This is a genomic window from Larkinella insperata (genome assembly GCF_026248825.1).
Taxonomy (GTDB): domain Bacteria; phylum Bacteroidota; class Bacteroidia; order Cytophagales; family Spirosomataceae; genus Larkinella; species Larkinella insperata.
In genome coordinates this window covers 3,101,134-3,121,341 of the sequence record NZ_CP110973.1, presented here as the reverse complement: position 1 = coordinate 3,121,341, position 20,208 = coordinate 3,101,134, and the positions used below count along the sequence as shown (strand labels likewise).

Sequence of the window (20,208 nt, the reverse complement as noted above, 5' to 3'; positions counted from 1 at the left end):
ACGACATGAGTGAACTAAAAGAACTTGGCTTAGGCATCATTGGTTTTGGCGGCTTTGGCCTTTTTGCCGCCCAGCATTTCCTGCAATCTCCTCACCTCAAACTGGTTGGCATTGCGGGATCCCAGCGGGAGGAAGCCACCCGGGCCGCCAACCGTTTTGGCGCCACCCATTTCGATTCCATCGACGAGCTGCTGGCCCAGCCCGACCTCGACATCGTGTACATTTCCACTCCGCCTTTTCTGCATTACGAGCAATCCATGCAGGCGCTGCGGGCGGGCAAACACGTTATTTGCGAGAAACCGCTGGCAACCAGCGAGGAAGAGGGCCGTGAGATGGTCGAGTTCGCCCAAAGCAAGGGTCTGCTGATGGTAACGAACCTGATGCAGCGCTACAACCCGATGTTCGAGCGCATCAAAACTCTGATTGACAAAAAGATCCTGGGTGAATTTCTGCACGGTTACTTCGAGAATTACGCGGGTGACGAAGGGCTTTCGCCCCAGCACTGGTTCTGGAACCGCGAACTTAGTGGCGGTATTTTCATCGAACACGGTGTTCACTTCTTTGACATGTTTGCGGGCTGGCTGGGCGACGGCACGGTAGAAGCCGCACAGATTTGCAAACGCCCCGGCACGGACCTGGAAGACCAGGTGCAGGCTACCGTCCGCTACGGCGACACGCTCGTCAATTTTTACCACGGGTTTACGCAGGTGGGCCGGATGGATCGCCAGGAAATGCGGCTTCTGTTTGAGCGCGGGGATGTAACGCTGCACGAATGGGTACCGACGCGGGCCATCGTCCGGGGTTTGGTGGACGAAGCCGGAACACGGGCTCTGATGGACCTGTTTCCGGGGTCGATTCTGGACATTACCGGCAATTATGGCGGCAAAGACCGGGCGGCCCGTGGACGCAACAAGGAGTTTGAAATTTCCCAGAATGTGGAAATTCGCTACGGATTCGATCACAACAAAATGAACCTTTACGGCGAACTGCTGCGGCTGATGATCCGCGACCAGACCAGCTCTATTTATTACCCCGAAACACACCGCAAGGTTACCGAACAGAATGGCCTGAACTCCCTGCTGACGGCGGTGCAAGCCGACCGTCTGGCCCGTCGGCTATAGCGCACAAACATTTCAGACCTGGCTGTACCCCTGCATTTCGTGCAGGCCAAAAGCACCGGGTCAGGATGGTTCAAGTCCCAGCTATTCACGTAAAGACCAACCCCAACGGCGTTGACGCTCATTAGCCGTGGGTGGTACTTCAGAGAGAAAAGGCAGCGGTATCTGGTAACATCTCAGCCCCCGTTAAGGTAAAACCTTGGCGGGGGCTGATGCGTTGGCGGGTGATGGATCCAGAGCACGGTCCCACCCTGCGAAGACCTTCCAACTCAGCTTCTTCCGCTTTTTCGTTGACGGTCAAAGTTGTATATTCGTACCGTCTCAAGAAAATCATCCTCGCTAACTATGTCCTTCGACTCGTTGGGTTTGCTCTACATGGGTTCGTTGGGCGCATTGTTTGCGTTGAATGCCGTGCAGTGGGGGCTTTCCCGCGACCGGGTGCACGGTCTGTTTACGTTACAACTTTTTATCTGGCTGGCCTACAGCATCTCGCAACGGTATGATGTCGGCGGCATGGCCAATTACCTGATCATTCAGGCACTGGTGGTGGGGCTTTCCCGAATCATCTACCTGGAATTGGTCTATCAGCTTTTCGACCTCCCCTCCCATTACCCCCGACTACGCCGATGGCTCCGGATCGCCCAGCGAGTTCTGGTTGGGTATTTGCTCCTGGAAGAACTGGCCATCATCACCTTCGGCTTCAACACCCATCCGGCTTACCCGTACATCTCGGCCCTTTACTGGCTGCTGGTGATCATGCTCGTTGCCACGGGCATCGGGGTGGCGTCGCACCGGCGTGATGCCGTTGGCCGCTTTTTTCTGGCCGCCAGCGCTATTCTGTTGCTGCGCAGCATCCGAACACTGGTGTTTTACACGGCCTTTCAATGGAGTTGGGCCACCGATCCGGTCAAAGATTTCTTTACGAATGTGGTCAGCGTAGCGCTGATGGTGGAATTGCTGTGTCTTTCGCTCTGTCTGGCTTTCCGCCAGCGCCAGATTGCCGTCGCCCAGGCGATTGAGCAAACCCGCGAAAAGGAGCAGTTAATTCACGAGCGGGATCAGCGGCACCGGGAAAGTCTGGAAGCCGAACTGGCCGTGCGTCGGCTGGAGCAGGAAAAAACCGATGTTCAGCTCCGGGCGTTGCAGGCACAGGTCAACCCGCATTTTCTGTTCAACAGCCTTAACTCCCTCTCATCGCTGATTGACGAGAATCCCCCGCAGGCCAGTGAGTTTGTGGATGAACTAAGCCTGGTGTACCGGTATTTACTCAAGGCAAACGACCAGGCGCTAACGGCCCTTTCCAGTGAACTCGATTTTATCCGGTCCTATTTCAGGCTCCTGAAAACCCGCTACGGCAGCGGCCTTGATTTGGAGGTTCGGGTTGATCCCACGTACGAATCCCAACTGCTGCCCCCGCTGACACTGCAACTGCTGGTGGAAAATGCCGTCAAACACAACGTGGTGCAGGCCAAACGTCCGCTGAAGGTGGAGATTCTGACCGACGACCGGGGGCGGCTCATCGTTCGCAACAACCTCCAGCGCAAAAACACCCCGGTTCTTTCCAACGGTGTCGGGTTGTCGGCCATTCTGACCCAGTACCAGCGCCTGCAACAGCCCAAACCCGTTGTCGAAAACGAGAACGGTGAATTTGCCGTGACTCTTCCCCTGATTGTACCCGCAGCAACGACAGTTAGTCAGTAAAAAGTTGCCATCAAACCCGTTGGCTTTTACCTTTGTCTTCCTGAAAATCACCCTCATCACATACTGCCCCGCCCGCGCTTGCCGCTAGTGCCTTCTGCGCGCTTCCTTTCGTGGCGCGGCAGTTATTCCTTTTCATTTTTTCGCTAACCCGGGTGCGTCCCGAGCGGCACCGGTCTGTCCGACTAACAGCCGCCGGGGTCCCCGCGCAGCGAAACCATCCAGACAGAAACCTGTCGGGTTTCTGCATGAATCAACCCAAACGAATCATCCGATGCAATCCATAGAAGTGAACAAATCCATTATCCGGGATTTTTACCGGCGCGCCGTCGCCAACGGTGATCTCGACTATGCTCGTCAAATTATTGCCGACGAATACATCCAGCACAGCTCCGCGGTTCCGCCGGGGAAGGCCGGGCTGATGGAAGCACTCCGGTACCTGAGTCAGATGCCCAAACCTGCTACTTCTGCCAAACCGTTTATGCGGCTTCTGGCGGAAGGCCAATACGTTGTTACCAACACCAGCGTCAAGTTGGGCGACAAAACGAAAGCTGTGGTCGATCTGTTCCGGCTGGACAACGGGCAGGTGGTTGAGCACTGGGACGCCATTGAAGACCAGCCCGAAACCACCCGGAACGGAAACCCCATGATGGACGGTGACGTCGCGGTTGAAGACATGGCCCTGACCGGGGAAAACAAAAAAATCGCTGAGGAATTCTTTCAACGGGTTCTGGTGGATCGGGACCTGAAACGGCTCCCTGATTTTGTCACCGCCAACCTTATTCAGCACCAGCCGGAGATCGCCAACGGACTGGACGGTCTGGCGCAGTATTTACGGAAAAAAGCCGATCTGTTCGCCGTTCAGAAAGTACACCGGATCATCGGCGAAGGCAACTTTGTCGTGATTCAGTCAGAAGGGCAGCTTGGCTTAAAGCCGTATGCGTTTTACCATATTTTCCGGCTGCACGAACGAAGGATTGTAGAACAGTGGGCCGTGAAGCAACTGCTGCCCAACTAACGAAAGCCCCCGGTTGAAGCCGGGGGCTATTTGTACTTTTCCACCTTGAAAAATTACAGTCGCGCGGTCCGCAGCCGCAAACTGTTGCTCACAACCGACACGGAACTGAGGGCCATAGCGGCTCCGGCCAGCATCGGATTGAGCAGAAAACCGTTGATCGGAAACAGAATACCGGCGGCAATCGGAATGCCGATCAGGTTGTAAATAAATGCCCAGAACAGGTTCTGACGAATCACCCGCACGGTTCGGCGCGACAGTTCCAGCGCTTTCGGAATCCGGCCCAGATCCGACGTAATGAGCGTCATCCGGGCAACATCCATCGCAATGTCGGACCCTTTGCCCATCGCAATGCTCACATCGGCCTGCGCCAGCGCCTGCGAGTCGTTGATGCCGTCGCCGACCATCGCCACCACCTTGCCCTGCTGCTGCAATTCTTTCACAAATTCGGCTTTGTCGGACGGCATCACTTCCGCGCGGTAGTCCGTCAGGCCCACGGTTTTGGCAACCGCCCCGGCGGTTTGCGGGTTATCGCCGGTGAGCATGTAAACCTTGATTCCCCGGTTTTTGAGGGTTTGAATCGCAGCTTTTGACGTTTCTTTGATCGGGTCGGCAATGGCGATGAGGGCCCGTACGTTTTGTTCGTCGGCAAAATACACCACCGTCCGGGCTTCCTGCTGCCACTGCTCCGCCCGCTGCTTCACGGCCAGACTCAACGAAATTCCGTGTTCATCCAGTAAATGACGGTTTCCAACCACGTACTGAACACCTTCGTAGCGGCCCGTCACCCCGCGCCCCGTCAGGCTTTGAAAGTTGTCTAACGTCACCCTTTTTTCTACCGAATCGTTCAGGTGATCCACCACGGCTCCGGCCAACGGGTGCTCTGACTGGCTCTCCAGGGCGTATAAAACGGACGCCAACTGCGCGGATTCCGGTTGCTGCCAGTCCAGGTTCGTAACGGCGGGTTTTCCGGCGGTGATGGTACCGGTTTTGTCCAGCACTATGGCGTTTACCTGATAGCCTAGCTCCAGACTCTCGGCGTCTTTGATCAGAATCTGATTGTCTGCCCCCTTGCCTACACCAACCATGATGGCCGTCGGAGTTGCCAGCCCCAGCGCACACGGACAGGCAATGACCAGAACCGTCACCGAAGTCAGCAGGGCCTGCGCAAAGGCATTTTCACCCCCGAAAAGCATCCAGACCAGGAACGTCAGCAGGGCAATCCCGATCACAACCGGCACGAAAATACCGGCGATCCGGTCTACCAGTTGCTGCACGGGCGCTTTGCTGCCCTGGGCCTCCTGCACCAGACGGATGATCTGCGACAGTATGGTATCGGCTCCGACCTTCTCGGCCCGGAAACGGAAGCTTCCCTTTTGGTTGATTGTTCCGGCAAATACCTTCTGATCGACCTTTTTCTCGACCGGCACGGATTCGCCCGAAATCATGCTTTCGTCGACGAACGAGGAGCCCGCTACCACCGCTCCATCAACCGGTATTTTCTCGCCGGGGCGCACCACAATCACCTGTCCAACCCGCACCGACGCCACCGGGATTTCGGATTCGACGCCGTCTTCCACAATCCGAACGGTCTTGGGCTGCAACCCCATTAGCTTTTTAATGGCCGAAGAGGTATTCGACTTGGCGCGTTCTTCGAGCAGTTTCCCGAGCAGAATAAAAGTAACGACAACGGCGGCCGATTCAAAGTACACGTGCGGATGGATGCCGCGCTGGTGCCAGAATTCGGGATACACCGTGTTGAACGCACTGAACAGAAAAGCAATGCCCGTAGACAGCGCCACCAGCGTATCCATGTTGGTCTTGCCGTGCCGGGCCTGCTTCCAGGCGTTAACGTAAAACGGCCGTCCGAGACCAAACACCACCGGAGCCGCCAGCACCAGCATGAGTTCATTGGCGTAAGGCATATCCATAAAAAACATGCCCACTACCACCAGCGGAACCGACAGAACAGCCGCCCAGCGGGTGCGTTTTTTCAGGGATTCGTAATGACGCTGCTGGGCTTCGGCCTGCACTTCCTGCGGGTCTTCAGCGTCGATGATCAGGTCGTAACCGATGGATCGCACGGCATTCTGCAAGTCCTGCTGCGTAACGGCTTTGGGGTCAAATTCCACCCAGGCCTGCTGGTTGGCGTAATTAACGCCCGCATCGGCAACGCCCGGCGTATGTTTTAGCATGGATTCCACGCTGACGGCACAGGCCGCGCAGGTCATCTCCAGCACGGGGTAGGTCTTCCGCACCGAACCCGTACGGGCCGTTCGTTCGGTTACGGTTGGGGTCGCGTTCATACGAGTTCCGCTTTATACCCGGCGTCTTTCAGGGCTTCTTTCACCTGATCAGCCGTTGCGCCATCGACGGTCAGCAGCTTGTCCGGGTTTTGGGTATCTACCTGCCAGTTGTTTTCCCCAACGGCTTTGTTCAGAAACGGCGTTACGGTAGCCACGCAGCCACCGCACTTGATATTGGTTTTGAAGGTTAACTTTTCCATGATTTCGGTTGTGTCATTGAATTGTGCAAATATCATCCATAGAACACATCCGACCGTTACAGAATTCCGGCTGACTGGTACAGAATTGTGCGGCCCGATTTAATCAGGAAGTAATTGTTTCGCTAATACGCTACGCTGCTTTTTCATTAAAATTCAAAAAACGGGCCTGTAAGCAAATCTAAAGTGGTGGAAACCAAACAAAAAACCGGGTCCTGTCCGGACCCGGTTTCTGCCTATGGAATGGAGAACGATCTGGTCAGCACTCGGCCAGATGCGGAAGTTCGACGGTTCTTAGCCAATACCGCAGGGTGGTTTGGAGTTGTTCCTGCCAGTCTTCAAACAAAACCGGCTTGGTGTGGAACGCCCGTGCTCCCAACCGGTATGCCTGGCTGATGTCTTCGGGCCGCGACGATCCCGACCACATCACGACGGGAATCTGCTGGAAATTTTCGTTGGCCTTCAACTGCTGCAGGGTTTTCAGACCGTCCAGCACCGGCATGAAAAAATCGAGCATGATCAGCGACGGATATTCGCTGGGCTGGCTGTTCTGCAGATGAGCCAGCAAAGCCGCCCCGTGCAGGAACCGCCGGATTTTTAATGCGGGCTGAATCTCGTGAATCGCCCGGTTGATGTGCTCAAAATCCGTCGGATCGTCTTCCACTATGTAGAAGGTTATGTTTTCTTCTTTGTCCATGTTCTCGCTACTTCATCCATTCGAAATAAAATGTAGTGCCCTTTCCCATTGCCGACTCAACCCAGATTTTTCCGCCCTGCTCTTCAACCAGCATTTTCAGGATAAACAACCCGACGCCCGTGCTGGTGTCGGTTTGGGAGACGTTGGCGGTGGTCCGGAATAACTTAAAAATGGTTTCGTGTTCGTCCTCCGGGATGCCCGGCCCATTGTCTCTGACGTAAAATTCAACCGAACGCCCCCGATCCGTGCAACCGACTTCGATGTGACCTTCGGCTTTATCGTTGTATTTGATGGCGTTGCTGAGCAGGTTCTGAAAAATTTGATGAAGCTTAATCTTTTTGGTTTTCAACACTGGCAAACGCCCGTTGATCTCGATGGAAATGTGCTTGGGCGGGAAAAGCAGCAGCGCGATCTGATCAACCAGTTCGTGCACATCCACTTCTTCAATGGTCTGTTGGGCCACGTTTTTCCGCGAAAATTCAAGCAACGAGTTAATCATTTCGGACAAGTGGAAGGCCGCCGACTTCGAATGCCCCACGTATTCCTGAATTTCCTCCCGCGGCACCACATCCTCTTCGTTCTTCATTTCCAGCAACGACAGGGCGGCAATCATCCCGACCAGCGGAGACTTCAGATCGTGGGCCACGATGTAGACAAACTTTTCCAACTGTTTGTTGATTTTCTCCAACTGGCTGGCAGTCTGTTTCAGTTCCTGCTGATAATGATAGAGCTGCTCAAAAACATTGACCTTGGCCTTGGTCACGTTGACATCCAGCGGCTTTTGCAGGTAGTCGACGGCCCCTTCGCCGAAGCCCTTCAAAATATACTGTTCTTCTTTGTTGATGGCCGTTACGAAAATGATGGAAATGTCTTTGGTCTTCGGATTCGACTTCAAAATTCGGGCCACTTCAAAGCCGTCCATCTCGGGCATTTGCACATCCAGCATGACCAGCCCGATGCGGTCGTTCCTGAGGGCGTGACGCAACGCTTCGTTGCCAGATGTGGCTTTTATAAAGGTGCGCTGATCATTAGCCAGCATTTCTTCCAGGACAAGCAGGTTTTCCTCGCGGTCGTCGACGAGCAAAATTGTCATCTCCTGGGAGTGATTCGCTGATACCATTTTCTATCAATTATTGAGTAAGAGTTCGTAAAAAAGCTGCAATTTCCGGTGGCGTCAGCGCGACAGCCTCCTGATTCCGATCCAGAGCCGCCTTCGGCATGGCCGGGTAGTCGGCGGTGGTCGGGTCCTGCACAATGGCCCTGCCACCCTGGTTTATAATGGCCTGTAAGCCGTCGGCTCCGTCCGGATTGGCCCCGCTCAGCAAAACCCCCACCGCCTGACCGGCATAAACCTGTGCAACGCTTTCAAAGGTTACATCGATGGACGGACGGCTATGGTGGACGGCTTCGGAATAATCCAGGCTGAACGTTTTATCTGCTTCAACCAAGAGGTGGTAATTTTGCGGGGCTAAATAAATAGACTGCTCCCGAATTTCCTCCTTGTCGTCGGGTTCCCGAATGGTAATTTCCTGCACCTTGCCCGCCAAAATGATCTCCAGACTACTGGACACGTTTCTCAGGCGGTGCAGAACAATGATGACACTGAACGAAAAATTCCGGGGCAATGCCCGCAGTAATTCCGTCACCACCGAAATACTGCCCGCTGAGCCGCCGATCACCACCACCTTGACTTGATTCATCTGATTCGCTTTCCTCATCGTTTGCTGCGGTAAATCCGGACTGTGGGGTTTACCACCTCAAACTGGTGCCGGACGTCCGTAAAGAGCAGCGATTCCTTCATACCGAGCGCCAGGTACCCGAGCGGTGTCAGGCTATCGCTGAACAGACTGATCGCCCGGTTCTGCAAAGTCCGGTTGAAATAGATCAGTACATTCCGGCAGCAGACCAGTTGAAATTCGTTAAAAACCTGATCCGTTGCCAGGTTGTGTACGGCAAAGACGATGTTCTTTCGGTATTCCTTATGAATAATCGCATTCTCGTAACGGGCCGTATAATACGCCGAAAAATCGTTGGTTCCACCCGACTGAATGTAGTTGGCCGTATAATCTTTCATGTACTGCAACGGAACAATTCCCTGCCGGGCCCGCTCCAGATTTGCCGGATTCAGATCGGTAGCGTACAGCCGGGTTCGGCTCAGCAAACCCACTTCGTGCAACAGAATAGCCATCGAAAAGACTTCCTCCCCCGTCGAACAGCCCGCGTGCCAGATCTTAATGGCCGGATACGACGCCAGTTTGGGCAACACGTTATGGCGCAATTCTTTGTAAAAAGCCGGATCACGGAACATCTCCGTGACGTTCACCGTCAGCGATTCAATGAACCACGCAAAAAACCGGTGGTCGTTCGTCAGTTGGTACTTAAGCTCATAGGCCGTCAGACATCCTGCCTTCTGCATACACCGAATCACCCGCCGGTGCAGCGAAGCCCGGGCGTAATCGCCGAAATCGTAGCCGTACTGCCGCCGAATCAAGAAGACAATCTCCTCGAGTTCCTCCGCTGAAATGGGATTCTTCCCCGTCATGCTTTCACGGATAACCATACTCGCATCAAAGAAAATAAACGTCCACTATCGACCGGTTTGGTAATGTAATCCGACGCGCCCGCTTCAATGGCTTTTTCACGATCGCCGGGCATGGCCTTTGCCGTCAGGGCAATCACCGGCAGATGCGTTTTTTTCAAATCCGTCCGAATCCGCCGGGTGGCTTCGTAACCGTCCATTTCCGGCATCATGATATCCATCAACACCACATCGACATCCGGGTTGGCCTGCAAAGTCTCCAGGGCTTCCCGCCCGTCAACTGCCGTCAAGACTTCCATTTGCTGATCTTCCAGTAAGGTACTGAGCGCAAATACATTCCGCATGTCGTCGTCGACCAGCAGCACTTTTTTGCCCTGCAAACTCTGGTCGTTGATCTGCGTCAGCGGCTGGGGCAAATCCTTGGTTTCTACCTCCTGAACCTTGTACAAAAACAGTTCTAGTTCGTCCATCAGGCGGTCTATCGACTGCGACGACTCCCGGATGACCACGTCCGAAAGTTTTTTGAGCTTCCACTCATCGGCCGGGTTCAGATCCTTGTCCATGTAAATAATAACCGGCAGCGGTTGCGACGGCATGGCTTCCCGCAACTGTTTCAATTGTTCGAGCCCTTTTTCCAGATCGCCCCCCATGTCCACAATCAGGCAGTCGAAAGTGCGCTCCTGCAGCTTCCTGAGCGCTTCTTCGTTTGTACGGACGTACTCGCATTCGAGTTCGAACTGACGCTGACCAATAATTTGCTCCAGGGAATCGTCGTTCAGGTAGTCGCCCGACAACACCAGCACCTGCTTGACCTGAGCCTGCAAATGGTCACTGATTCGTCCGAACGCCTTTTCCAGATCCTGCTTCTCGATGGGCTTGCGCAGGTAAGCCAGCGCACTGCCAATACCGGATTTCGGTTCGTCGGCCGCCGACATCACGTGTACCGGAATGTGTTTCAGGTTTTCGTCGTTTTTAAGCCAGTTCAGCACGCTCCAGCCGTCGACAACCGGCAACTGCATGTCCAGAATAATGGCCGACGGTTTGTACTTCCGAGCGTAATGGATGCCCTCGTCACCTTGCAATGCCACCACGGTTTTGTAACCTTTCCCGCGGGCAAAATCCTGAACGACAGCGGCAAATACCGGATCATCTTCCACAATCAGCATCACCTTATCGCCTTTCTGCAGTGAGTTACGGTCATCTTTCAGATCGTTTTGCTCGACAATATTCTTTTGCAAATGCGCCACTGCGTCCTTTGCCATCGCGGGCTCCTTCTTGGGTTCCGGCGTGGGCTGTTTTTTCGGTGCCGGGTTCGTTGGGGCCTCAACCAGCGGCAGGTAAACCGTAAAGGTGCTGCCCTTTCCTTCTTCGCTCTGCAGGCGCATTTCGCCCCCCAGCCGTTTGACCAGTTCTTTGCTGATGGAAAGACCCAACCCCGTACCGCCGTATTTCCGGCTGGTTGAACCGTCGGCCTGCTGGAAGGCTTCGAAGATCAACTGCTGTTTATCGGCCGGAATACCAATGCCCGTATCGGTTACGGAAATAACCAGCAGGCGGTTGGCGCGGATCAGCGGTTCGTTGGTAAAGCCGTTCATGGGCGCCTGCGTTCGGAAAGAAAGCGTGATGGTACCGCCCATGGGCGTAAACTTAAAGGCGTTGGACAGCAGGTTTTTGATCACCTGTTCGAGTCGCGTCCGGGCGATGAACAGGGTTTGCGGAACCGACTCGTCGACTTCCGTTACCAGTTTCACCTCTTTCTGCTCGGCCACCACGCTGAACAATTGCTCCTGGTCGTAGACCATGTTACTGACCAACGTATTTTCGGCCACCATGTCGATTTTGCCCGCTTCAATTTTAGACAAATCCAGGATGTCGTTGATCAGGTTGAGCAGGTCCGACCCGGATTTGTGAATGACATTGGCGTACTCAATCTGTTTGTCGGTCAGGTTACTGGCTTTGTTTTCGGACAGCATTTTGGCCAGAATCAGTACGCTGTTCAACGGCGTCCGTAACTCGTGCGACATATTCGCCAGGAACTCTGATTTATACTGGCTGGTGTTTTCGAGCTCGCGGGCTTTCTGCGACAGGGCCTGACGACCCACCTCCACGGCTTCGTTTTTTTCTTCCAGTTCGGCGTTGATTTGCCGGAGTTCTTCTTCCTGAACCCGCAATTCCTCCTCCGACGCCTGCAGGATCTCGGCCTGACGCGTCAGTTCCTCGTTCGACTGCCGGAGTTCTTCCTGCTGATGCTCCAGCGCTCCTTTCTGTTCCTGAACCTGTTCCAGCAAACGCATCACTCGTTTCCGGGCTTCGGCGGCATTCAGGGCAATGGCAATGTTGTTGCCAACGGTTTTCAGCAGATCCAGTTGCGCCATGCCCAGTGGCTGGAAAGTTGCCAGTTCCATCACGCCCTTCAACTCTTTTTTGTACCAGAGAGGCACACAAATGATTTGTCCCGCAAGCGCCTGTCCACTTCCCGACTGAATCGACCAATACCCCGCCGGAACGTGATTGATCACAATCATCTCATGGCTCGTAGCCGCCTGCCCCACCAAACCTTCGTGCAAACTGTAGGCGCGGGAAATCTGGGTCGGCAGGGCCACGGCGGCATTCAGTTCCAGCAGTTGCCGATCTTCGTCGTAGCAGTAAAAAGCGCCCGCCGGAACCTCCAGGTAGCGGGTAATTGTTTGCAAAACCTCCTGCGCCAGCGAGTCCGACTCGCCCACCACCTGGATGGCGTCGTTCATCAGCGATACACCGGTCAGCATCCAGTTTTTTTCCGTACTAATCTGATTCAACTGTTCGACCTCATCCAGATTCTGCTGCAGGTTGCCCTCCGCATTCTGGCGTTTCTTGATCTCCGAAGAAAACAGGTAATAAAGTAGGGCGCCCAGACCCAGCAGGAAAACGGCACCCAGGCTAAACACATTGATCGCCAACATCACCGCCCGGTTGCTTTCCCTTTCCCGGTTGGCCAGTAAGGATTCTTCCACACGAGTCATGGTTGCCAGTTGCTGCCGCAAGTTATCCATGCGGGTCTTCTCCCCGTCCGTGATGCGAACAATGTCGACCTTGCTGTACTGGCTGGCGTCGTTGCCCAGGCTTTTCCAGTACTGCAACATTTCCAGCACCCCTCGTTCAATCTCCACAGCCCGCTCACGCTGGCTCTGATTGTCCGTTACCAGATCTTTAATATGACTGGCCGCTGGCATTACTTTATGGATAGCCTCATTGTAAGGCTTCAAAAACCGCGGCTCGTTGGTGCTCCGGAAGCCCCGCCGACCCGTTTCCATATCGATGAGCAACTGCCGGGTATGCCCAATCTGGTTTAAAACCATATAACTGTGCTCCACCCACCGCGCTTCTTCTAACTGATTCCGAATGGTTCGAAACGCAATAATGCCGATGCTAACAAAGATCAGCAGTGCAATGACTGATCCGATGGACAACCACCTGGTTGATGAAATTTTCATACGCCTAAAGCCGGAGACGGTAGCAACAAATTGAAATTTTACGCGAAGTGGCCCTCTAAAGTAACTCGCAACTTGACTCAGACAATTCCAGTTCCCTAATCGCAACCGAAGTGGTCACTAGTGTCGTGAAACGGCCATAATTATAATAGAAAGGGCAAAAACCGTACCGCTCCTTGTTACTGTATTTGTATAATACTATCTTTAAAAAATTTCTCTAAAAGTACTAAGCAATTCGAATTATCAGACAATAATTCCTTCAAAAAGTTGTACTGTTGCCTTAAAATTACGAAAAGCCCTTTGCCAGTAAATCATCATGAGTTTTCCAATTTCACAACAACCCCCAAGAGCTGACTTGGCTGGTCGGGTTCTGATTGTTGAAGATAACCTGATCAACCAGGCCTTTCTGTCGACCTTGCTTCGCAAGTATGGTATTTCTAATGTGGTGGTCAACAATGGGTTGGAAGCGGTTAATTTCCTAAAGAGCGAAACCGTCGATCTAATACTGATGGATATTCAGATGCCGGTGATGGACGGTCTGATGGCTACCAGGGTGATTCGGGAGCAACTACAACTTTCGGTTCCGATTGTAGCGGTTACTTCAAACCCCGAGTTTGACGCCCGCCCCCGTTGCCAGGCCGCGGGCATGAATGATTTTCTGTCGAAGCCCGTTCAGAAAAGGCAGCTCGAAGCCGTCTTGGAGCGGTATCTTCCGGAGAAAGAACAAAAGCTGCCCGTAATTGATCGGCCTTATCTGGAAGAAATGACGGGAGGCAGCAGCGAGTTATTGAATGAGCTGATCAGTTACTTTAAAAACGACCTTCCCAATAACCGGAAGGCACTCTTTGGTGCACTCGAGCAGAAAGACCGGGTTGAGTTCGACCGGGTGGCTCACCGGTTTCGCTCCTCGCTCAATTCGCTTGCCATGCTGGGACTGGCCGCTGAACTGAAAAAGCTGGAACGAAACCCCACCATGCCCGACGACGAAATTCGGGACAAACTGACCGTTCTGTTTGGCGATATTGCCGTAGGCTTAAAAACGCTGGACGAAGGAGGCAATAAGTAAGCAAGTCTATTTTTCTCTCCATTGAACGGCAGTTCAGGGAGCAGAATAAAAAACAGGGCCTCACTTGGTGAGGCCCTGTTTTTTATAGCATCAAAACATAAAACTCAGTTACAGCAAAAACTTCAGCCGAATCACTTCTTTCTCGTCCAGATACCGCCACGAACCGCGCGGCAACTCTTTCTTGGTCAAACCGGCATAAACCGTACGGTCCAGCTTGGTGACTTCGTAACCAAAATGCTCGAAGATTCGGCGGACAATCCGGTTGCGACCACTGTGAATTTCAATGCCAATCACCTGAGCGTCCGGGGTAACAATTCCCAGATCATCGGGCTTGATGTAACCGTCCTCAAGTTCAATCCCGTCGCGAATCGCTTCGAAATGCTCCTCGCTAATCGGTTTATCAAGTTCTACCTGGTACACTTTCTTCACCTCGTTTGACGGGTGCGTCAATTTTTCAACCAGTTCACCGTCGTTCGTCAGCAGCAGCAGGCCAGTTGTATTACGGTCGAGACGCCCCACCGGATAAATGCGGTACGGTGTAGCACCTGCCACCAGATCCATCACCGTATTGCGGTCGTTCGGATCATCGGTGGTGGTGATGTAATCTTTGGGTTTGTTCAGCAGCACGTAGGTCATCTTCTCCGGATTCAACACCCGGCTGCCGTATTTGACCACGTCGGTGGGCTTCACTTTGTAGCCCATCTCGGTGATCACTTTCCCGTTGACGCTCACGTCGCCCTGGGCAATCAATTCGTCGGCATCCCGGCGCGAACAGATCCCGGAGTTGGCAATGTAGCGGTTCAACCGAATCAGGCCCGAATCTTCCTCCTCTGAAGTGGACTCGCTCCGGCTTCTGCTGACGGCCTGGCTCCGACCCGGTTTCTTCCCCCGTTTATCGCGGGAATCACGGCCGGCAAACGCTTTGGCTCTCAATTTATCAATATCATAGTCCGGCGCCTGCGACCGACCCACCTGCCGCTCCCGGCTGTCTTGCACTTTCCGGCGGTAAGATTCATCGTTCTCGTCCCGGCGCGAACGGTCGGAGTAGCCCGGGCGATCATCGCGTGACGGACGGTCATCCCGGCGCGAACGGTCGAAACCCGGACGCGCATCGCGCTGATGGCGGGATTCTTGATCACGGCTGCGATCAGAGCGATCGCTGTAGCTGCGTTCATTACCAAAACGATTGTCCCGACGCTCAGGACGGGCGTCGGCATTCCGTGAACGGTCACCGTACGAGCGTTCCCCGCCGAAACGGTCCTCGCGGGGTTCCGAATTGCCAAACCGGTTGCTGCGGTCATCATCCCGACGGAATCCCCGGTCGTTGTCCCGGCGAGACTCCCGGTTGTCATCGCGGGATTCGCGCGGCCGGTCAAAGTCTCGGCGGGGTCCTCCGCCTTCGTAGCGGCCACTCCGCTCCCCGCGGTCATCGTTTCGTGAGCGGTTCTCGTCGAAGCGGGGGCGTCCGGCGTTGCCCCGGTCTGCGGAGCCGCGTTCATCCCTCCGAAATCCTCTATTATCGTTATCCCGATCCGACGAAGGCCGGCCTGAGCGCGGTCCTTCGAAATCGCGACGGGGTCCTCCGCCTTCAAACCGGTTGCTGCGGTTATCATCCCGACGGAACCCCCGGTCGTTGTCCCGGCGAGACTCCCGGTTGTCATCGCGGGATTCGCGCGGCCGGTCAAACTCCCGGCGGGGTCCTCCGCCTTCGTAGCGGCCACTCCGCTCCCCGCGTGGCGAATCATTCCGCGACCGGTTGTCGTCAGACCGGCGTGGGGCACCCGACGAACGCTCTCCCCGCTGTTTATCGAAGCTGCGCTCCCGGCGTTCTTCCCCGCGGGAATCGTCCCGCCGTTCGGTATCTTTATTGAATTTACTGTAGAATTTACTGGCTGAATCAGGCCGCCCCGCTCCACCTGTTCGGCCTTCCCGGCGACCTGTTGGTTCTTCTCTCCTTTTGCTCATAAAAGTTGCAGTATCACTACTGTAGTTTGTGTAGAATAATTTGATTTTCAGCCAGTTCTAAAACGCTTTCTGAAATGGGCTGCAAAGTTAGCGTATTTTCGTATAAATTCTGACTTTGTTCTGAAACGGAACACAATTTCGTTCGAAACGATTCAGAATAATTCCAGGAATTTCGAGTTAGATTTTTACTATGGCTTCTGAACACTTCCCCACACACGCTGAACGCAAAGAACCGCTCTGGAAACCCGACCGGCGGTTCATCGATTCTTCACAGATGAAGCGGTATCTGGACTGGCTGTTTGTCAAAAAAGGACTGTATTTCCGCGACTACCACGATCTCTGGGACTGGTCGACCACTGATCTGGAAGATTTCTGGCTGAGCATCTGGCAGTTTTTTAACGTCATCTGCCACAAGGACTACCAGGAAGTCATCGAGAAACCGGCTTCGGGCCAGATTGGCACCCGCTGGTTTACGGGGTCTACCCTGAACTACGCCGAGCATATTTTTCGCAACAAAACCAACGAACGGCCGGCCCTGCTTTACCAATCAGAACGAAACCCGCTGACATCCATGAGCTGGTCGGAACTGGAGCAGCAGGTAAATGCAGTGGCCGAATTTCTGCGCAAAAACGATGTACAGCCCGGCGACCGCGTGGTGTCGGTCCTGCCCAATATTCCGGAAGCCGTTGTGGCGTTCCTGGCAACCAACAGCGTGGGGGCTATCTGGTCGAGCTGTTCGCCGGATTTCGGAACGGCCAGCATCGTTGACCGGTTCCGGCCCATTGAGCCCAAAGTCCTGTTTGTCGTTGACGGCTACGTGTACGGCGGCAAAGAGATTGATAAAACCGACGCGCTGAACGACCTGCAGGGCGTCCTGCCAACGGTAAAGAAAGTGGTCTGGATTCCGTACCTGAACCCGTCCTTTGAGCCACCGGCCGGTCCGCGCAGCAAAGCCGTTTTGTGGAATACCGTGCTCGAAACCGAGCCCAACGCCCCCCTGTCGTTTGAACCCGTACCGTTTGAACATCCGCTCTGGATTTTATTTTCGTCGGGAACCACGGGCAAACCCAAAGCCATTACCCACAGCGTCGGCGGCTGCCTACTCGAACACCTCAAGGCGCTGGCCCTGCACCAGGACGTGCAGCCCGGCGACCGCTATTTCTGGTATTCGACGACGGGCTGGATGATGTGGAATTATTCGTTGGCCTCGCTGCTGGTTGGGTCGACACTCGTGCTTTACGACGGCTCGGCAATCCACCCGAACCTGGACGTGCTCTGGAACCTGACCGAGCGGGCCAAAGTCAATCATTTCGGGACGGGGGCGGCTTACCTGCTGGCCTGTATGCGGGCCGGTTTGTCTTTCGCGGGTTCGTCCAGATTACCGCACCTGAAAACCATTGGTTCGACGGGTTCACCCCTGCCGCCCGAAGGGTTTCGCTGGGTTTACGAGTCGGTCAAGAAAAACGTCTGGCTGGTGTCGCTCAGCGGGGGTACCGACGTTTGCAGCGGTTTCGTCGGTGGCTCTCCGCTCCTACCGGTATACGAAGGGGAAATCCAATGCCGGATGCTGGGCTGCAAGCTTGAATCGTTTGATGAAAACAGCAAGCCGGTGCGAAACGAACTAGGCGAAATGGTCATTCTGGAACCCATGCCGTCGATGCCGGTGTATTTCTGGAACGACCCCGACAACCAGCGCTACAAAGCCAGCTATTTTGAGCAGTACGAAGGCATTTGGCGGCACGGCGACTGGATTAAAATCACCGACCGCAAAACCGTCATCATCTACGGCCGGTCCGATGCCACCCTCAACCGCGACGGAGTCCGGATCGGGACAAGCGAAATCTACAGCGCCGTTGAAAGCGTTCCGGCGGTGGCCGACAGCCTGGTGGTTTGTCTGGAGCTGCACGGCGGACGGTATCTTATGCCCCTGTTCGTTGTCTTGAAAGACACCCAAAACCGGCAGACAGCGGAGCTGGATGAGGCAACGGCCCAGCAGATCCGGCAGGCGCTCCGGACGCAGTACAGCCCCCGGCACGTGCCCGATATCATTTATCAGGTACCGGAAATTCCGTACACGATCAGCGGTAAAAAGGTAGAAATGCCCGTGAAAAAGATCCTGATGGGACTATCGCCCGAACGGGTCGCTAACCCGGATACGCTCCGAAATCCGTCGGCCCTTGATACGTATATTCAACTGGCGGATACCATGAAATCAGATTTACTGGTCAAGTAGGAGAGTCGGAAGAAATTACCTATCTTTCATTAGGAATCCGACAAACAATTTACCGGTTATTTTACGTTATGCAGAAGTTACGTACCGATAGGCCGGACCGTGTGAGTTTGGTCTATACAGCTGGTAAATGACACAGTCAATTAAATGAAAAACACGGGCTTTAATGCGTGGGTACGTTTATGATGAGAGAACCTGAACACGAAAAAATTAACAACGACAAGGCGACCGTGCGGTTGCCCATGCTTCTGGGGATTACGCTGGCGGCCGGCGTGTTGATCGGCGCTACGTTTTTTGGGGGCGGCAAAAGCCTCAACAACATCGGGCGGGGTTACTCCAAATTCAAGGAGGTGCTGCAACTGATTGAAAACAACTACGTCGATTCGGTCAATACGGAAGAATTGGTGGATTATTCGATCTCCAAAATGCTGGAGAAACTCGACCCGCACACCACGTACATGAATCCGCAGGATGCCGTAGCCGCCCGGACCCAGCTGGAAGGTGGTTTCGACGGTATTGGCGTCGAATTCAACATTTACAAAGATACCGTGTACGTCGTGACGCCCATGGCGGGTGGCCCGTCCGAAACCGCCGGAATCCTGAGCGGTGACAAGATCGTTAAGGTCGATAACACGGAAATGACCGGCAGCAAACTCGACAACGCGCTCGTGTTTAAAATGCTGCGCGGTAAAAAAGGAACGGAAGTGAAGCTGAGCATCTTGCGGAAGGGAGAAAAAAAACCGCTGACGTTCACGGTTCGGCGGGATCGCATTCCGACCTATTCGGTGGATGCTTCTTACATGATCGATGACAAAACGGGCTACATCAAAGTAAACCGGTTCTCGGAAACCACGTACGACGAATTTAAAAAGGCCCTCGGATCGTTGAAAGGACGCGGAATGAGCCAGTTGGTGCTCGACCTGCGCAACAACCCCGGTGGTTACATGGACAAGGCCACGAGTCTGGCCGACGAATTCATTTCCGGCGATAAACTGCTGGTTTACACCGACGGGAAAGACGACCGTTACGACCGCCAGACCAAAGCCCGGATTGCGGGCCAGTTTGAAGACGGCCCGGTGATCGTGCTGGTGGACGAAGGCAGTGCGTCGGCGTCGGAGATCGTGGCCGGTGCGTTGCAGGACCACGACCGGGCGCTGATCGTCGGTCGGCGGTCGTTCGGCAAAGGACTGGTGCAGATGCCGGTTATGCTGTCTGACGGTTCGGAGCTGCGGCTGACCATTTCCCGGTATTACACCCCGAGCGGCCGGAGTATCCAGAAACCGTACATGGCGGGCCACGGCGAGGACTACGAAAAAGAGCTGGAAGCCCGCTCGAAAAGCGGTGAATATTACATTGCCGACAGCATCAAGAACAACGAGAAGTACAAGTTCAAAACCACCGGCGGACGGACGGTATTTGGCGCGGGCGGCATTACCCCCGACGTATTTGTGCCCCGCGACACGATGTTTATGACCAAGTATCTGATTCAGTTGTTCAACAAGAACATTGTGCGGGAGCAGGCCATGGAATACGCCAACGATCACCGCAAACAACTGGAAAAAGACGGTTTTGATAGCTACAAGAAGAACTTCGTCATAACGGACGCCATGCTGAAACGACTCACGGACGACGCCACGGCGCAGGGCATTAAGTTCAACGAAGCCGAATTCAAGCGGTCGAAGAAATACGTCCAGACGCAGCTTAAAGCGTACATTGCGCAGAATATCTGGCGGAAAAGCCACCGCGACGGGCTCAACAACGAGTTCTTCGAGATGCTGTCGGAAAACGATGAAACGTACAAAAAAGCGCTCACCCTTTTTCCGCAGGCCCGGAATCTGGAGCGGGGAAATTACACGTCTCAGAAATAAGGAAATCCACTAAAAAAGGCGGGGAGCATCCCCGCCTTT

General features: G+C 54.3%; 14 protein-coding genes. 6 read left to right on the top strand and 8 right to left on the bottom strand.

Going from position 1 to position 20,208, the window contains the following annotated elements; all coding sequences use genetic code 11:
* Positions 1–5 precede the first annotated feature (5 nt).
* The 3 genes from OQ371_RS12715 (at position 6) to OQ371_RS12705 (ending at position 3,834) form a co-directional block, all read left to right on the top strand.
* Positions 6–1,121 carry a Gfo/Idh/MocA family protein gene (locus OQ371_RS12715; RefSeq protein ID WP_265994145.1) on the top strand — a complete coding sequence of 372 codons (1,116 nt, stop codon included), beginning with the start codon at positions 6–8 and terminating at the stop codon, positions 1,119–1,121.
* Between the two features lie 342 nt (positions 1,122–1,463).
* The gene (locus tag OQ371_RS12710) at positions 1,464–2,819 is read left to right on the top strand and encodes a sensor histidine kinase (RefSeq protein ID WP_265994144.1); all 1,356 of its coding nucleotides are present in this window, start codon (positions 1,464–1,466) and stop codon (positions 2,817–2,819) included.
* Between the two features lie 271 nt (positions 2,820–3,090).
* On the top strand, positions 3,091–3,834 hold the full coding sequence (locus tag OQ371_RS12705) for a nuclear transport factor 2 family protein (RefSeq protein ID WP_265994143.1): 744 nt from the start codon (positions 3,091–3,093) through the stop codon (positions 3,832–3,834).
* Between the two features lie 53 nt (positions 3,835–3,887).
* Here OQ371_RS12705 and OQ371_RS12700 read toward each other — a convergent pair whose 3' ends face one another.
* From OQ371_RS12700 to OQ371_RS12670, 7 genes are all read right to left on the bottom strand, one after another.
* Positions 3,888–6,137, bottom strand: a complete 2,250-nt coding sequence (locus OQ371_RS12700; RefSeq protein ID WP_265994142.1) for a heavy metal translocating P-type ATPase — start codon at positions 6,135–6,137, stop codon at positions 3,888–3,890.
* Entirely contained in the window at positions 6,134–6,337 is a 204-nt protein-coding gene (locus OQ371_RS12695; protein WP_265994141.1) for a heavy-metal-associated domain-containing protein, read from the bottom strand. Before OQ371_RS12695 ends, OQ371_RS12700 begins: the two co-directional genes overlap by 4 nt.
* A gap of 256 nt (positions 6,338–6,593) precedes the next feature.
* A complete protein-coding gene (locus tag OQ371_RS12690) occupies positions 6,594–7,031 on the bottom strand; it encodes a response regulator (RefSeq protein WP_265994140.1) in 438 nt (145 codons plus the stop codon).
* A gap of 7 nt (positions 7,032–7,038) precedes the next feature.
* Positions 7,039–8,124, bottom strand: a complete 1,086-nt coding sequence (locus tag OQ371_RS12685) for a sensor histidine kinase (RefSeq protein ID WP_265994139.1) — start codon at positions 8,122–8,124, stop codon at positions 7,039–7,041.
* A gap of 37 nt (positions 8,125–8,161) precedes the next feature.
* Positions 8,162–8,749 carry a chemotaxis protein CheB gene (locus tag OQ371_RS12680; protein ID WP_265994138.1) on the bottom strand — a complete coding sequence of 196 codons (588 nt, stop codon included), beginning with the start codon at positions 8,747–8,749 and terminating at the stop codon, positions 8,162–8,164.
* Positions 8,746–9,573 carry a CheR family methyltransferase gene (locus OQ371_RS12675; protein WP_265994137.1) on the bottom strand — a complete coding sequence of 276 codons (828 nt, stop codon included), beginning with the start codon at positions 9,571–9,573 and terminating at the stop codon, positions 8,746–8,748. Before OQ371_RS12675 ends, OQ371_RS12680 begins: the two co-directional genes overlap by 4 nt.
* Entirely contained in the window at positions 9,570–13,043 is a 3,474-nt protein-coding gene (locus OQ371_RS12670; RefSeq protein WP_265994136.1) for a response regulator, read from the bottom strand. Before OQ371_RS12670 ends, OQ371_RS12675 begins: the two co-directional genes overlap by 4 nt.
* Before the next feature lie 313 nt (positions 13,044–13,356).
* Here OQ371_RS12670 and OQ371_RS12665 point away from each other — a divergent pair, with 313 nt between their 5' ends.
* Positions 13,357–14,106: a response regulator gene (locus OQ371_RS12665; protein WP_265994135.1), complete on the top strand. Its 750-nt coding sequence runs from the start codon at positions 13,357–13,359 to the stop codon at positions 14,104–14,106.
* A gap of 108 nt (positions 14,107–14,214) precedes the next feature.
* Here the strand turns inward: OQ371_RS12665 and OQ371_RS12660 are convergent, their stop codons facing one another.
* On the bottom strand, positions 14,215–16,071 hold the full coding sequence (locus tag OQ371_RS12660; RefSeq protein WP_265994134.1) for a pseudouridine synthase: 1,857 nt from the start codon (positions 16,069–16,071) through the stop codon (positions 14,215–14,217).
* Positions 16,072–16,261: 190 nt separating this feature from the next.
* Between OQ371_RS12660 and OQ371_RS12655 the strand changes: the two genes are divergently transcribed.
* Together OQ371_RS12655 and OQ371_RS12650 are read left to right on the top strand one after the other, a co-directional pair.
* Entirely contained in the window at positions 16,262–18,304 is a 2,043-nt protein-coding gene (locus OQ371_RS12655; RefSeq protein ID WP_265994133.1) for an acetoacetate--CoA ligase, read from the top strand.
* Between the two features lie 179 nt (positions 18,305–18,483).
* Positions 18,484–20,169 carry a S41 family peptidase gene (locus OQ371_RS12650; RefSeq protein WP_265994132.1) on the top strand — a complete coding sequence of 562 codons (1,686 nt, stop codon included), beginning with the start codon at positions 18,484–18,486 and terminating at the stop codon, positions 20,167–20,169.
* Positions 20,170–20,208 lie beyond the last annotated feature (39 nt).

Excerpts from the sequence above, each read along its gene's own strand:
- OQ371_RS12715 (WP_265994145.1), top strand. The coding sequence starts at position 6 with ATGAGTGAACTAAAAGAACTTGGCTTAGGCATCATTGGTTTTGGCGGC.
- OQ371_RS12710 (WP_265994144.1), top strand. The coding sequence starts at position 1,464 with ATGTCCTTCGACTCGTTGGGTTTGCTCTACATGGGTTCGTTGGGCGCA.
- OQ371_RS12705 (WP_265994143.1), top strand. The coding sequence starts at position 3,091 with ATGCAATCCATAGAAGTGAACAAATCCATTATCCGGGATTTTTACCGG.
- OQ371_RS12700 (WP_265994142.1), bottom strand. The coding sequence starts at position 6,137 with ATGAACGCGACCCCAACCGTAACCGAACGAACGGCCCGTACGGGTTCG.
- OQ371_RS12695 (WP_265994141.1), bottom strand. The coding sequence starts at position 6,337 with ATGGAAAAGTTAACCTTCAAAACCAATATCAAGTGCGGTGGCTGCGTG.
- OQ371_RS12690 (WP_265994140.1), bottom strand. The coding sequence starts at position 7,031 with ATGGACAAAGAAGAAAACATAACCTTCTACATAGTGGAAGACGATCCG.
- OQ371_RS12685 (WP_265994139.1), bottom strand. The coding sequence starts at position 8,124 with ATGACAATTTTGCTCGTCGACGACCGCGAGGAAAACCTGCTTGTCCTG.
- OQ371_RS12680 (WP_265994138.1), bottom strand. The coding sequence starts at position 8,749 with ATGAGGAAAGCGAATCAGATGAATCAAGTCAAGGTGGTGGTGATCGGC.
- OQ371_RS12675 (WP_265994137.1), bottom strand. The coding sequence starts at position 9,573 with ATGACGGGGAAGAATCCCATTTCAGCGGAGGAACTCGAGGAGATTGTC.
- OQ371_RS12670 (WP_265994136.1), bottom strand. The coding sequence starts at position 13,043 with ATGAAAATTTCATCAACCAGGTGGTTGTCCATCGGATCAGTCATTGCA.
- OQ371_RS12665 (WP_265994135.1), top strand. The coding sequence starts at position 13,357 with ATGAGTTTTCCAATTTCACAACAACCCCCAAGAGCTGACTTGGCTGGT.
- OQ371_RS12660 (WP_265994134.1), bottom strand. The coding sequence starts at position 16,071 with ATGAGCAAAAGGAGAGAAGAACCAACAGGTCGCCGGGAAGGCCGAACA.
- OQ371_RS12655 (WP_265994133.1), top strand. The coding sequence starts at position 16,262 with ATGGCTTCTGAACACTTCCCCACACACGCTGAACGCAAAGAACCGCTC.
- OQ371_RS12650 (WP_265994132.1), top strand. The coding sequence starts at position 18,484 with ATGATGAGAGAACCTGAACACGAAAAAATTAACAACGACAAGGCGACC.